Annotated in this window: 13 protein-coding genes; 5 read left to right on the forward strand and 8 right to left on the reverse strand. The window is 32.1% G+C overall.

Annotation, left to right across the window (positions count from 1 at the left end; all coding sequences use genetic code 11):
* The 3 genes from ACOQOS_RS23370 to ACOQOS_RS23380 are packed head-to-tail and all read right to left on the reverse strand — an operon-like array spanning position 1 to position 1,808.
* Positions 1 to 531, reverse strand: coding sequence for a KdsC family phosphatase (locus ACOQOS_RS23370; protein WP_420572850.1), 531 nt, complete (start codon positions 529 to 531; stop codon positions 1 to 3).
* Positions 521 to 1,276 carry a Rossmann-like and DUF2520 domain-containing protein gene (locus tag ACOQOS_RS23375; protein WP_420572851.1) on the reverse strand — a complete coding sequence of 252 codons (756 nt, stop codon included), beginning with the start codon at positions 1,274 to 1,276 and terminating at the stop codon, positions 521 to 523. The genes ACOQOS_RS23370 and ACOQOS_RS23375 overlap by 11 nt, the downstream gene beginning before the upstream one ends.
* 52 nt (positions 1,277 to 1,328) lie before the next feature.
* Positions 1,329 to 1,808: an ankyrin repeat domain-containing protein gene (locus ACOQOS_RS23380; RefSeq protein ID WP_420572852.1), complete on the reverse strand. Its 480-nt coding sequence runs from the start codon at positions 1,806 to 1,808 to the stop codon at positions 1,329 to 1,331.
* A 125-nt stretch (positions 1,809 to 1,933) separates the two neighbouring features.
* Between ACOQOS_RS23380 and ACOQOS_RS23385 the strand changes: the two genes are divergently transcribed.
* The 4 genes from ACOQOS_RS23385 to ccsA all read left to right on the forward strand — a co-directional run bounded on the left by ACOQOS_RS23385 (position 1,934) and on the right by ccsA (position 6,599).
* Positions 1,934 to 2,218, forward strand: coding sequence for a hypothetical protein (locus tag ACOQOS_RS23385; protein WP_420572853.1), 285 nt, complete (start codon positions 1,934 to 1,936; stop codon positions 2,216 to 2,218).
* 129 nt (positions 2,219 to 2,347) lie between these two features.
* The gene (locus tag ACOQOS_RS23390; protein WP_420572854.1) at positions 2,348 to 2,788 is read left to right on the forward strand and encodes a hypothetical protein; all 441 of its coding nucleotides are present in this window, start codon (positions 2,348 to 2,350) and stop codon (positions 2,786 to 2,788) included.
* Positions 2,785 to 3,174: a group III truncated hemoglobin gene (locus ACOQOS_RS23395; protein WP_420572855.1), complete on the forward strand. Its 390-nt coding sequence runs from the start codon at positions 2,785 to 2,787 to the stop codon at positions 3,172 to 3,174. Before ACOQOS_RS23390 ends, ACOQOS_RS23395 begins: the two co-directional genes overlap by 4 nt.
* A gap of 119 nt (positions 3,175 to 3,293) precedes the next feature.
* On the forward strand, positions 3,294 to 6,599 hold the full coding sequence (gene ccsA / locus ACOQOS_RS23400) for a cytochrome c biogenesis protein CcsA (RefSeq protein ID WP_420572856.1): 3,306 nt from the start codon (positions 3,294 to 3,296) through the stop codon (positions 6,597 to 6,599).
* 306 nt (positions 6,600 to 6,905) lie between these two features.
* On the opposite strand, the gene ACOQOS_RS23405 is transcribed toward ccsA, so the two are convergent.
* The 3 genes from ACOQOS_RS23405 to ACOQOS_RS23415 are packed head-to-tail and all read right to left on the reverse strand — an operon-like array spanning position 6,906 to position 11,097.
* Positions 6,906 to 7,670 (reverse strand): LytR/AlgR family response regulator transcription factor, encoded by a 765-nt coding sequence (locus ACOQOS_RS23405; protein WP_420572857.1) that lies wholly within the window; start codon positions 7,668 to 7,670, stop codon positions 6,906 to 6,908.
* A gap of 13 nt (positions 7,671 to 7,683) precedes the next feature.
* Positions 7,684 to 8,697, reverse strand: coding sequence for a sensor histidine kinase (locus tag ACOQOS_RS23410; protein ID WP_420572858.1), 1,014 nt, complete (start codon positions 8,695 to 8,697; stop codon positions 7,684 to 7,686).
* A 30-nt stretch (positions 8,698 to 8,727) separates the two neighbouring features.
* The gene (locus tag ACOQOS_RS23415; protein WP_420572859.1) at positions 8,728 to 11,097 is read right to left on the reverse strand and encodes an outer membrane beta-barrel protein; all 2,370 of its coding nucleotides are present in this window, start codon (positions 11,095 to 11,097) and stop codon (positions 8,728 to 8,730) included.
* A 256-nt stretch (positions 11,098 to 11,353) separates the two neighbouring features.
* Between ACOQOS_RS23415 and ACOQOS_RS23420 the strand changes: the two genes are divergently transcribed.
* Positions 11,354 to 12,172: a hypothetical protein gene (locus ACOQOS_RS23420; protein WP_420572860.1), complete on the forward strand. Its 819-nt coding sequence runs from the start codon at positions 11,354 to 11,356 to the stop codon at positions 12,170 to 12,172.
* 114 nt (positions 12,173 to 12,286) lie between these two features.
* Here the strand turns inward: ACOQOS_RS23420 and ACOQOS_RS23425 are convergent, their stop codons facing one another.
* Together ACOQOS_RS23425 and ACOQOS_RS23430 are read right to left on the reverse strand one after the other, a co-directional pair.
* Positions 12,287 to 12,616 carry a hypothetical protein gene (locus tag ACOQOS_RS23425; RefSeq protein ID WP_420572861.1) on the reverse strand — a complete coding sequence of 110 codons (330 nt, stop codon included), beginning with the start codon at positions 12,614 to 12,616 and terminating at the stop codon, positions 12,287 to 12,289.
* Between the two features lie 30 nt (positions 12,617 to 12,646).
* Positions 12,647 to 13,234 (reverse strand): CHAP domain-containing protein, encoded by a 588-nt coding sequence (locus tag ACOQOS_RS23430; protein WP_420572862.1) that lies wholly within the window; start codon positions 13,232 to 13,234, stop codon positions 12,647 to 12,649.
* Positions 13,235 to 13,403 lie beyond the last annotated feature (169 nt).

The raw sequence follows: 13,403 nt of genomic DNA on the forward strand, positions 1-13,403 counted from the left end.
TTAATCGTACTTTGCGTCAAAATTCTTGTCCCAAGTTCCTTGTACTTTCATAACTTGTGAAATAACGTCTCTTGCAGCACCTTTTCCGCCGTTAACATGCGAAATGTATTTACAAATTTCTAACACTTCATAGGCTGCATCTTGTGGACAACAAGATAAACCAACTTGTTTTAATACAGGAACATCAGGAATATCGTCGCCCATGTACAAAACATTTTCAAGCTTGATGTTTTTATTAGTGATGTATTCTTCTAATTGTACTACTTTTTGATGCGCACCTAAGTAAATATCTGTAATACCTAAACCTTGTAAACGCTTACGAACGCCTTCGTTAGTTCCTCCAGAAATAATACAAACATTATAGCCTTTTGTTACTGCAGTTTTAAGGGCATATCCATCTTTAATATTCATACGACGCAACATTTCGCCAGAAGAAGTGACAGTAACTGTTCCATCGGTTAGTACGCCATCAACATCAAAAATGAAGGTTGTAATGTGATTCAAATATTCTTTATAGCTTTTATCTTCCATAGGTTTTTGCAATTGATTGCGTGAGCAATGTATATATTTCTTTGTGAATGTCTTTATCTAGTTTTTCTAAATGATCGTTGATAGTTTTTTCGTCGCCGCGTTTCGCAGGTCCAGTTTGCGCCATATACGGTGTTAATGTATTAATTTTATGGGCAGTTTCTTGAATTAGTGGATTCAAAATTTCAAAAGGAACATTGTTGCCTTCACAAATTTCATGTGCAATTCGATACATATGATTACTAAAATTATTCACAAAAACAGCAGAAACATGCAATGCACGACGTTGTTCAGAACTAATTTTATACGAATCACTTCCTATTGCATCTGCAACAGCTTTTAGAATTTTAAAATCTGGCTTTTCACCAGTTTCCAAGCAGATTGGAATTGTAGAAAAATCAACTTTTATACCTTTGGTGAAAGTTTGTAGTGGATAAAATACTCCACGTCTATTTTTCTTATGTAAAACATGCATGCTCGCACTTCCGGAAGTATGTACAACCAAACGATCTGTAAACGGTAATTTGTTGGCAATAGTAGGAATTGCATCATCTGCAACAGCGATTACATATACATCAGCTTCTACTAATTGTTTTAAACTTGTAGTTGTCTGAACCGAATCGAAATAAGACAATGCTCTTTGACTTCTGTTATATACCTGAACAACTTCTAAACTTTCTGTAGCTTGAAATACAGTATATAAATGTTGCGCCAAATTTCCAGCACCTAAAATGACCATTTTTATCATGCCGCAAAAATAAGAACACTTTGTGGTTTTTAAAATTTTAAAGAACTACTTTTTAATTTTTATAGTTTTCAAACAGTGTAAGGATATTTTTATCTCGGTTCATATCAATAACCGCTTGATAGTTTGTATAATTTTTATATTCCAAATATGGATTAGCTCCATGTTGCAAGAGTAATTTTATGATTTCAATATTATCTTGGTGTATTGCTTTAAAAAGAGCGTCTGCTCCTTTTTTATGTCGCAATGTTACATCAGCATTGTATTGTAACAGTAAGTTGATCAATGTCATATTTTCTGCTTCAATAGCAGACATTAGCGGTGTTAATCCTGATTTTTGAGCGCTATTTGGATTGACTCCATTTTCTAAAAGATACTTAACAATGTCTTCTTTTTGGTAATTAACCGCGTAATTTAAGGCTGTTCCATCATCGAGATTTGTATCTAAATCAATTTCTTTTAATCTATCGATCACATCAATTAACGAACTACTTCGAGTGATGATACTAAGCTTTAACTGTTTCTTGTCAACCATTTTCTTATAAAATAAATACAAACCTAAGCCATTTTATCAAACAAAAAAGCAAATATGACCAATATCATATTTTAAGATTTTTAGAGTGTGGATATTTGTCATGAACAAAACAAAATCATAACATCATGACACTATATACACAATATTACAACGAATTTAAAGATAAATATACAATGTACATTCCGTTAACAATCATCCTACAAAGTTGTATCGGAGGAGTTGCTGCAATGTATATTTTAATGAACGGATTGGACACTATTTCAGGATTAATACAATTATTTTTGTGTGTAATATTTACATCGTTCTACAATGCAGCTATATTAGCACAGTTAAGAGAGAAATGGGTGTTTAACTTGTTGATTATAAGTTTGGTGCTTAATGTGTTTTTCATTGTATTCAATGCAGTGTAACGTATTTACTCGATAATCGAGATTTAAGTGCTTCGACGTTTGCGTAGAAATATTTTTAATTGTTTCTATTCAATGCTTCGTGAGTTTACCCTGAAGTAGTTGACTTTATTAATATAAGTAATCGTATTTATGTGGGATTTTTTAAAAACGCACAAATATATATTCACATTAATTTGGGTTGGAATGGTCTTGGCGATCAGTTTTATGGAAGCGCCACTAAAATTCCAATCCGAATTAGTTGATACACGTGTCGGCGTTAGTATTGGTAGAATTATTTTTACTGTATTAAACAGGATAGAAATTACATTTTTAGTAATCTTTACTATACTTACATTAGTTTCAAGGAATTTTAAAAGAAACTATTTGCTGCATATTTTATTGGGAATTATTCTGATTCAAACGTTTATTTTACTTCCTGTTTTAGACGATAGAGCATTAAGAATAGTACAACAACAACCTGTAGAAGATTCCATTTTACATTTCAACTATGTTTTATTAGAAATTATAAAAGTAGTTGTATTATTGTGGATCAGTGTTTACGAAATCAAAAAACAAGCAAATCGTTCATGAAAGACGATATTCAAAATAGAGCAGATGTACACTTGTTGGTCACAACATTTTATGCGAAAATTAGGAAAGATGAGGTATTAGGACCAATTTTTAATAATCGTATTCAACATTGGGACGCACATTTAGAACATTTGACAGATTTTTGGGAGAGCAGTTTGTTCTTTGTGAATAAATACAAGGGAAATCCTTTAGAAAAACATGTTGAGGTTGATGTAGCTGTTAATAATATCATCACTGAACATCACTTTGGAATTTGGTTAAACCATTGGATTCAAACGCTTGACGAACTTTTTGAAGGCGATAAAACGAGCATTGCAAAAAACAGAGCTCGAAAAATGGGCACTTTCATTTACATCAAATTATTTGAAGCCAGAACAGCAAAATAAAATTTTCTTTTTAGAATATTCCTAAATAGCATAAAATTGAATGTTAAATAGACATTAAATTATGTAAAATACCGTATTTTTGCATACTGAAATTTTGATCTAAACGATAACGCTACATAATGGGTAATATCATCAAGAATATTCTCTTTTCTACACGATTAATGGCCGTCCTTTTTTTTGTATTCGCTTTGGCCATGGGAATAGGAACTTTTGTTGAAAGCGAATATAGCACAACAACAGCTAGAATCTACGTTTATAATGCATGGTGGTTTGAAATAATTATGATTTTCTTCATGATTAATTTCTTTGGAAACATTTTTAGATACCGACTTCACCGCAAAGAAAAATGGGCAACCTTACTCATTCACTTATCATTTATTTTTATCATTCTTGGTGCATTTATCACTCGTTACATCAGTTATGAAGGAGTAATGCCCATCCGCGAAGGTGCAACAGAAAATACGTTTCTTTCCGAAAAAACGTATATCAAAGCAATGGTGGATGGCGAAATAAATGGAAAACCAAGACGTAGAACTCTAAAAGGTGATTATCTAATTTCTCCTGAAGGAATTGCAGCAGGATCTTGGCTTCAAGAAAATTTCCCTTGGCATAAAGATTTTAACGGACAACCATTCAAAATTGCATACAAAGGATACATAAAAGGAGCTGAAGAAGGTATTTTACCAGATGATAATGGTGAAGATTTTCTGAAAATTGTAGAATCTGGTGGAGGAGATCGTCACAATCACTTTCTAAAATCAGGTGCAAAAGCACAGAGTTTACATAATATACTTATTACGTTCAACAATCCTGTAGATGGAGCTATCAATATTATGTCAGACGATTATGGAAATTACACCATAAAAAGTCCGTTTGAAGGTGAATATATGGTTATGGCTGCACAGCAAAGAGGAAAAGTATATAAAGATAGCATACAACCTTTTCAACTGCGTTCGTTGTATACATTAGCTGGATTACAATTTGTAATTCCTGAACCTACTGTAAGAGGAAAAATAGGCGTTGTAGAAACTCCTGAAAAACTAAAAGATCAAGCAGATGCCATTGTTTTAGAAGTTACTAGTGAAGGACAAACAGAAGAAGTTCGAGTTATAGGTGGAAAAGGACGTACAAATCCGCCTGTAAAAGTCACTGTTGGTGGACTCGATTTTTGGCTGTCTTTTGGAGCAGAACAAATGACACTTCCTTTTAGTATAAAACTTAACGATTTTATCGCAGAACGTTATCCAGGAACACCACAAGGTGGCGGATATAAATCATTTATGAGTAGAGTTACTTTAAATGATGAACCTTCGTTTGATTATGATATTTATATGAATCACATTATGGATCACAAAGGATATCGTTTCTTCCAAGCGCAGTTTGATAGAGATGAAAAAGGAACAATTCTTTCGGTAAGTCATGATTATTGGGGAACTAATATTACGTATTTGGGCTATTTTTTACTCTATTTAGCTTTAATGGTGATTTTATTTGATAAGAATACACGTTTTGGAGATTTAAAAAAGCAATTAGAAAAAGTGAAAAAACGAAAGAAGAACTTAATAGCCGTTGTTTTAATGTTCTTAAGTTTTGGAGCATTCGCACAAGAAGCATCTCCAGAAAATACAACACAACAAAAAGATACTATTGCACAACAAGATAGTCATGCAGGACATAATCATGCACCTGGAGAAGGTCATGATCACGAAGTGGTTACACAAACGATCACAGATGCACAGATAGATTCTATCATTATAGCAAATATAGTTCCTAAAGAACACGCTGATAAGTTTGGACGTTTGGTCATTCAAGATGATGACGGACGTATGAAACCAGCAAATACGTACGCGCAAGAATTACTTCGTAAGCTAAGTAAATCAAATACATTTAAAGATAGTATTTCTGCCAATCAGGTATTGTTGTCTATGATTCAATATCCAAAACTTTGGTATAATGCCAATATTATCAACATGAGACGCAAAAAAGATGATAGTTTGCGTAACATAATTGGGATTGAAAAAAGTGATAATTATGCTATGTTACTTGACTTTTTTGATGAAAAAGGACAATACAAACTTTCACCATATTTAGAGGAAGCATACAGATCAAATACGCCAAATCAATATGAAAAGGCAATTAAAGATTCTGATTTAAAACTTGGTTTATTAAACAGAGCCGTTTCTGGAGAAGTATTAAAAATATTTCCTCTTCCTGGTCACGAAAATAACAAGTGGATTTCGGGAGAAGAATACAGAATTAACCCTGAAGCATATAAATTTCAACCAAAAGATTCACTGTATGAGCGTTATGTGAAAAACGCAATTCCAGTATATACCTTAATTCTAAATGCTGCTCAAAAAACGGGAGATTATACTGAAGCAGATAAAATGATCGAAAGCTTCAGAAAACGTCAGGAAGAATATGGAAGTGCAGTATTACCAGATTTAAGTAAGGTTGATGCAGAAATCACGTACAATAAATACAATGTTTTCGAGAAACTAATGATGTTTTATTTATTGGTTGGATTGTTGATGTTTATCTTCATCATTGCACAAATTCTGAATGATAGCAAAGGTTTACGTTTGATAATTAAAATTTTCAAATGGCTTGTTGTCGCTTTATTTATAGCGCATACAGCTGGATTAATTGTTCGTTGGTACATCTCTGGTCATGCACCTTGGAGTGATGCGTACGAATCTATGATTTACGTAGGTTGGGCAACCATGTTATTTGGATTGTTATTTGGTAGAAAGTCAGATTTAACAATTTCTGCAACTACTTTTGTGGTTTCTATGATTTTATGGGGAGCGCATATGAACTGGCTTGATCCAGGTATTGCTAACTTACAACCTGTACTAAACAGTTATTGGTTACTAATTCACGTGGCAGTGATTGTTGCAAGTTACGGACCTTTTGCATTGGCCATGATTTTAGGAATTGTTTCTTTATTGCTCATCATTTTAACGAATGAGAAGAACAAAAAACGTATGGAATTGAATCTTAAAGAAATTACCATTATCAATGAAATGGCAATTACGGTTGGTTTAGTGATGTTAACTATTGGAAACTTCCTTGGAGGAATGTGGGCTAATGAAAGTTGGGGACGTTATTGGGGATGGGATCCAAAAGAAACATGGGCGTTAATTAGTATCATGGTATATGCATTTATATTGCACATGCGTTTGGTACCAGGATTGCGTGGACGTTGGTTCTTTAATTGGATGTCTATTTCTGCTTTCGGTTCTATTTTATTTACCTATTTTGGGGTGAATTTTGTCCTTAGCGGATTGCACTCGTATGCAACTGGAGACGCAGTTTTAGGATTACCATTTGTAATTACGGCTACTTTTATTTGGTTGGCTTATGGAGGATTGAGTTACTGGCGTTACCAAGTTCATTACAAGAAGAAAAAACAGGTTAATTAGGTGTTTTTAAACGTTAGTTTGAGCGGCGAATCTATTTTGTTAGTACTTCTCGATACAAAATTTCATCCTGAAATTTCACTCGAAGAGACGATTGGAGTATGAAGTTAAAGAGTTTATAGGAAATGTAGTAATTTAATATTTATCATTTAAAATTTAGCATTTTCAAGTACTTCTCGATACTATTTTTCTCCATTTTATTTCGAAAAATCACTCGAAGAGACGGTTTTTGGTTTTAAAGAGTTGTAGTTTCTAAGTGCGTTAGCGATTCAACATTCATCATTTAAAATTTAGCATTTAGAAAATTTCCTATTGTTCCAACCATTTTCTAAAATCTGAAGTTGTAGACGAACTTGTCATTACTTTTTCTTTGATTCCAGAAAGTTGAATTAACAAACGATTTTTGAAGTGACTTTCTATATTTTCAATGTATTCAATATGTGCAATTTGACTACGATTGATACGAAAAAACTTCAAAGGATTTAGCATTTGTTGAATGGTTCCTAGATTGTGTGAAATCGGGAATTTTTTACCAGAATGATCTACAGCCATACAAAAATCACCGGAAGCTTCAATCAAACTAATGTCACTCACACTTAACAGTTGAATTCCTTTTGATTTTTTAATGACAAAACGCTTTTTATAATTCGTTTCTTCTTGCTTCAATGCAGATTTTAAAAGATTGATCGTTTCGTCATGAATTGGTTGATAACTTTCTGCCTTAAAAAACGATTGAAACTTGTTCAATGCCTGACTAATGTCATCTTTTGTATATGGTTTTAAAATATATGCAATTCCATTCGTACGAAAAGCTTCAAACAAATATTCATCATGTGCGGAACAAAATATAATAGGACAATCAATTTTTACTGTATTAAAAACATCAAAAGAAATTCCGTCTAACAATTGAATATCTGATAAAATAAAATCATAATTATTTTGAGACAGAAACTCACGTGCTTTCTCATTAGAACGTGCCCAATCATGAGCAAACGATTCGTTAAAATAGCTTTCTAAATGTGTGGTAAGCTTTTCGTAAGCTGGAATTTCGTCTTCTAAAATTAATATTCGCATCGAACTCATAAATTTAAGATTCTTCACTGAGTTTAATAATTGGAATTTTTACGGTAAAATCACTCACGTTATCCGTGATTATAGGTTTTTGATCAGATAATAATGTATATCTATATTCTAAATTTTTTAGCCCAGTTCCTAGTGATTCTTGATTGGTTTTAATCATACTTTTTGTATTAGAAATAGTGAGCCAATCTTCATCGATAGTTAATGTTGCAGTAATGACTTTTCCATGTTGCGAACGATTGTGTTTTGCTACATTTTCTAATAACGTTTGAATGGCGCCTGTAGGCACAAATTTATGCTCTAGCGAAGCATTTTTAGTAATTGTAAACTCATAATCGTTTCCAAAACGTGTTTTTATCAAGAAGATATAATTCTCTGCCAAATTCATCTCTTCGGTCAATTCCATGACTTCAGCATCTTTTGTCTGAATTAAATAGCGATACAATGAAGATAAACGATTGATATATTCTTTTGCCTTTTCTGTGTCGCTATCAATCAAAGCATCAAGCGTATTCAAATTATTAAACAAAAAGTGTGGACTGATTTGTGAGCGCAATAACTTCAATTCGTTTTCCTTTTGTTTCTGCTGTATCGTGCTAAATAATACTTGATTTTCATAATACTTTTTAGCAAGTAACAATCCAAATGGTAAACCCATACTTTCAGCCGTATTTGAAATGTAATTTAAAATTTTCTGAAAGTTAAAAGTAAATTTACTCCAATCATGTCCGCCGCTATAAAATCCAATAGCATTTTCTAAAAAACCAGCTGTAGTCATCAGTAATACTGACCAAAATGTAAAATGTAAATATTTCTTTTTATTGATGATATAATCAGGCAGTAACCAATACATAAAGATTAGAATCATTCCTACATCTAATATGATAAATGTAGGAATGTCAAGGAAATATTCTATAAGATCGTTTTCTCTATCAATATACTCATATACTGCCATTAATACAGAAATACTGTAATAAATGAGAAAGAGCATGAAATCAGATCTGTTGAGTTTTGTGTTCATAATGAGTCCTTAAAAATAGGGTAAAAATTATTATTGTTGCGTTTTAATACGATCAACTTCATCGCCAGCACTATTTTTTCTATTTTTCTTTTTGTTGTATTTCTTTCCGAAACTATAGCTTAATTGTAAAAACACATTTCTTCTAGGGAAATCACTAATTATATTTGCATTGATGTTATCATAATTGATAGCACCATTGAATTTACGATCTAAGATTTCTTCTAATTCTACGCTTACTTTCAATTGATCGTTCATGAATTTTTTACTGAAGGCAATATCCAATCCAGCAATCCAATCAAATTCAATTTGTCCTTCAAATCCGCCAGAAGTATAATAACCTGAAACTTCCGATTGAATTCCCCATGGTAACTTATATTCGGCGCTTGTAAACCAAGTCATATTCCACTTTTTGTTATCTAAAACAGGCGTTAATTCTTCCGACATAAAACGATTATAATTCACGATAATTCCTGTATAACCTTCCAATCCTTTTATAAAACTTAAGGGAGCAAAAAAGTTGAAACTCCAATTTTCGTTTCTAGCTAAGTTAATTACAGAACGCGATGTTTCAGAAGTAGTATCATTTTGTGAGATCAGTTCAAATAAGGTATCATTAGTTCTGCTGTAGCTGATGCCAAAAAACGGCTGATTTTCATAAGTTAAATTAAAACGAAAACTATTCGTTAATGCAGGTTTCAAGGTTGGGTTTCCTTCTTCAAATGTAAATGGATCGTAGTAGTATACAAATGGATTTAAGGTTTCATACGACGGACGTTGAATGCGGTAACTATACGCAATATTTGCAGCAATTTCATCTGTAATTTCTCTAGAAACACTCAAACTTGGAAATAATTTCGCAATAGTTCTATCTAAAGAAGTATTCAAATTTTGTGAAGTTCCTGTTGTTTCACTTTGTTCCCAACGCAATCCTCCAGAAAAAGACCATTTGTCAAGTTTTACATTCAGTTTTGCATAGGCAGCCATAATATCTTCATCAATTATAAAACGATTGGTTTGGTTCACATTATTTACAAATTCTCCAGTATTTGTTTGTACTAAGGATTGTAAGTCACTATCCGAATCCACATTCGAATATTTAAATCCAGCACTTACTGTAGCTTTATCGCTTAATGTACGCTTATAATCTGCTTGGTAAGTATAAATATTATAATCTGCATCTTGAAAATAACGTTGGTTATCGTAAGCAATATTGCTTTGTCCAATTTGCAATAAATTATTTTCGTTGGTAGAATTGTAATCTACATAATTAAAATCTAAAGTAATTTTGTTTACTTCATCATCATATTCATAATACGGATTGATGACATACAATTTCCAGTCGCGCTCAAATCTGTTATCAGTTTCTAATACATCTAACGTTCCGTTGCTTGTAATGTTTGTTACATTATCTGTTACACGATTTGAAGAACTTCCTGTACGTCGCAAGCTAATTCCTGTAGTATGTTTTTCATTGATGTAATAATCCAATCCAGCACTCAATCGTAATGTATTTGGATCAAAAGGAGAGCGTGAAAATTGATCGTATACATCATTTCCAACACGTCGTATAATTTGTAAATCTTCTCGCCAAGAACCGCGCGAATAACTTGCGCTTGCTTGCCAATTAATTTTATCTTTAAAACTTGCAATCGAAGCACTTTTTCTAAATGTAAAATCGTTTGTATAACCTACCATACTTTTTAAAGTTCCGTACGTTCCTAGTTTTACATTACGCTTTAAAATAATATTAATCAAAGCGCCAGAACCGTCGGCATCATATTCTGCACCAGGTTGTTGCACTAATTCTATCTTTGCAATATTATCAGCAGGCATTTCACGCAATAACGTTTGCATGTCCATATAATTTGTTTGCTTACCATTAATAAGAATGCGTACATTTCCTTGTCCGGCATAACTGATATTTCCATTAGTCACCAAAACTCCTGGCATCTTCTTCATGATATCACGTACATTAGAATTTACCATTTCTGAATTCTCTAGGTTAACAACCAATTTTTCAGCATTTTGTGTAATGACAGGTTTTTTAGCAACCACAACGACTTCGTCTAGATTTTCAGGAATATCTTCTTGTAAAATAAAATCGAAAGTGACATTTTTCTTTGCATCAATGTTTAATACAATAGATTTCTGAGTCTTAAAACCAAAAATAGAAGCTTCTACAACATAATTTCCATTTTTTACATTAGTAAAAGTATACGTTCCATTATCTTCTACAATGACAGCTTTTAGTGGTTTGTTGCTTTCGCTGTCATAAAGTACAACATTTGCAAAAGACAATACTTCTTTAGATTGATCCATTACTTTTCCTGTAATCGTACTTTGTGCAAGCATAGAGAAGCTAGCAAGAAATAAAATAGTGTTGAGTAGTGTTTTTAACATAACTGTTTGTTTTTTGTCTGTTCGTTTTTTTTGATGTACAAATATGTTTTAGAATCTATATATAGGAAAGCAGTTTCTGCTGAATTGGGATTAAAAAAGGTTGAATAGGGAATATTTTAGGGTTAAATTTTTAATGAGAATTTATTTTAAGTTATAGATACTATATACGTAAAAACGAACGTTCTGTATGTATGCTTCTTAAGATGGGAACTATTGTTTTTAATGCCTTTAAATGCTATTTGAAGAAATAAATTACATGAAATTTTTACGCGTTTCACTTCATATTTTAATCATATTATTACTTACAATCTTGACACAAGTTGGCGGATTGGCATATCTTCTTTATTTATGGTTGAAACGTCGTTTTGATTTTACAGGTTTGAAGAAAAAAGCAATCAATTTTGGACTTTTTGCAGCGATATACGGAATACTTTCCTTTATAATTTTGCCAATACTTGCTTCAACGTTATACAACAGAAAACCACTTCCTTTAATGAATAATACTTTGAAGCCGCTGCGAGCATACACTTTTTTAATGAATCGTCATTATGTACATGAGGATTTATATAAAGTTCTATTGTTTGAATCTGAAGCAATGCAAAAGGAATTTCCAGAAACTGTAACCTATTATTTAGATGCATGTTTTCCGCTTGGCGCGAAATTTCCCTTATTGCCGCATTGGAGTCATAATGACGGACGAAAGGTAGATTTAGCTTTCTATTATAGCGACTCGACTACAAAACTGTACAAAAAAGGAAGTCCATCGTGGTTAGGATATGGTGTTTGCGAGTCGCCAACGTCAAAAGAAGAAAATATGCCTGAGTTTTGTGCCCAAAAAGGATATTTTCAATATAGTTTCTTAGAAAAAATTATTCCACAATATAAAAAAGGGAATTATATTTTTGACAAAACTCGTACTAAAACATTAATTCAAAAATTGACAGCTTCTTCCAAGATTAAAAAAATATTTATCGAGCCACATTTAAAATCGCGCATGAAGCTAACAAACTCTAAAATACGCTTTCATGGCTGTCATGCAGTACGACATGACGATCATATTCATATACAATTATAATAGCAATTTTGATATTAGGAAATATTCATTTAGTCAAAAATTAGTCCAACTATTTCCTCTTCATTTAATTACAATGAGTTGGTAGTTGTTAAAGATTTAAACAAGAAAGAGAAACTAACGTTGATCATACGGTCTATTATTTGCATAATATTCTTTCTTTGCTTTTTTATTTTTATAATATCCCACAACTACTAACGAAAGTGGAAAGAAAAGTATAATGCCAATCCATTTTAAAATAGTCACTAATAAATTGGAACTATCATCATCAGTATTAGACGATTCACCAATGAGTTCTTGATATTCTGAAAAAGTTGCTGTGTTGTTTCGTAATAATTCATGTGCAGCATCTACTTCGTAACTATTGTACAATACAGCATTATTAATGATGTACAAAAGTTCCTCGTTCGATTTATTCTTAAACTCTTTTAAATATTTGTCTTTCATGATTAGGGAACTGATAACTAAGTTATAAAATTATTCTTTTCGCAACCAACCTGCAATTTTAGAGTCAATAATTTTCCAATGATTGTTTTCTTGAATCAATTCATAAGAAACACGTGTATTGCCAAATGGACCTGCATTTTGTTGAATGATTGCAACTGTATTTTCGGTAACTTTCGTGATAATTGCTACATGTCCAAATGAATTATACCTAGAAGCTTTAAAAACTAAAATATCATGAATCTTTGGTTTAGAAATACTTCCATTTGTATACTGAACAAGATTTCGACGCGGATTCCGTTTTCCATCTTCTATACTATAGTTGAAGAAATCTCTCGCATGTCCGTAACTATCAGGCATTTTATGGTTTAAATATTCATAATAATAACGTTTTACGAATTCTACACATTGATATTGCAATCCTAAGTTATAACCATCTTTGGAGACATTTCGTTTGACTACGTGATTTACAGCGCCGTTATAATATACTTCGACACCATTAAAGGAATCTAAGGATTCGCCTACGGTTCGAAACGGATTCAGATTTACATGTTGTGATAGTTTTAATAAACCGACACAGAATATGAGAAGCAACGCTAAGATGAGAAGTTTTCGTTTCACACCGAAAAAATAAAAAAAGTTGATGATTTACGGCTGAAATATCATGATAATTTTATTAAATATATTAGAAACATTCTATCGGAAAACCAATACTTTTCATATTTTCATAAATATTGAATAATTACTCAACAAATTTGAGCAGATAGACTTTAGTATTGAGTTATAACGC

It is taken from the genome of Kordia sp. (assembly GCF_965224175.1).
Lineage (GTDB): Bacteria > Bacteroidota > Bacteroidia > Flavobacteriales > Flavobacteriaceae > Kordia.

What these genes read in the sequence shown, in the direction of transcription:
- ACOQOS_RS23385 (WP_420572853.1), top strand. Translation starts at nt 1,934, where the DNA reads ATGACACTATATACACAATATTACAACGAATTTAAAGATAAATATACA.
- ACOQOS_RS23410 (WP_420572858.1), bottom strand. Translation starts at nt 8,697, where the DNA reads ATGAACACAAAACTCAACAGATCTGATTTCATGCTCTTTCTCATTTAT.
- ACOQOS_RS23420 (WP_420572860.1), top strand. Translation starts at nt 11,354, where the DNA reads ATGAAATTTTTACGCGTTTCACTTCATATTTTAATCATATTATTACTT.
- ACOQOS_RS23425 (WP_420572861.1), bottom strand. Translation starts at nt 12,616, where the DNA reads ATGAAAGACAAATATTTAAAAGAGTTTAAGAATAAATCGAACGAGGAA.
- ACOQOS_RS23370 (WP_420572850.1), bottom strand. Translation starts at nt 531, where the DNA reads ATGGAAGATAAAAGCTATAAAGAATATTTGAATCACATTACAACCTTC.
- ccsA (WP_420572856.1), top strand. Translation starts at nt 3,294, where the DNA reads ATGGGTAATATCATCAAGAATATTCTCTTTTCTACACGATTAATGGCC.
- ACOQOS_RS23415 (WP_420572859.1), bottom strand. Translation starts at nt 11,097, where the DNA reads ATGTTAAAAACACTACTCAACACTATTTTATTTCTTGCTAGCTTCTCT.
- ACOQOS_RS23405 (WP_420572857.1), bottom strand. Translation starts at nt 7,670, where the DNA reads ATGCGAATATTAATTTTAGAAGACGAAATTCCAGCTTACGAAAAGCTT.
- ACOQOS_RS23395 (WP_420572855.1), top strand. Translation starts at nt 2,785, where the DNA reads ATGAAAGACGATATTCAAAATAGAGCAGATGTACACTTGTTGGTCACA.
- ACOQOS_RS23375 (WP_420572851.1), bottom strand. Translation starts at nt 1,276, where the DNA reads ATGATAAAAATGGTCATTTTAGGTGCTGGAAATTTGGCGCAACATTTA.
- ACOQOS_RS23390 (WP_420572854.1), top strand. Translation starts at nt 2,348, where the DNA reads ATGTGGGATTTTTTAAAAACGCACAAATATATATTCACATTAATTTGG.
- ACOQOS_RS23380 (WP_420572852.1), bottom strand. Translation starts at nt 1,808, where the DNA reads ATGGTTGACAAGAAACAGTTAAAGCTTAGTATCATCACTCGAAGTAGT.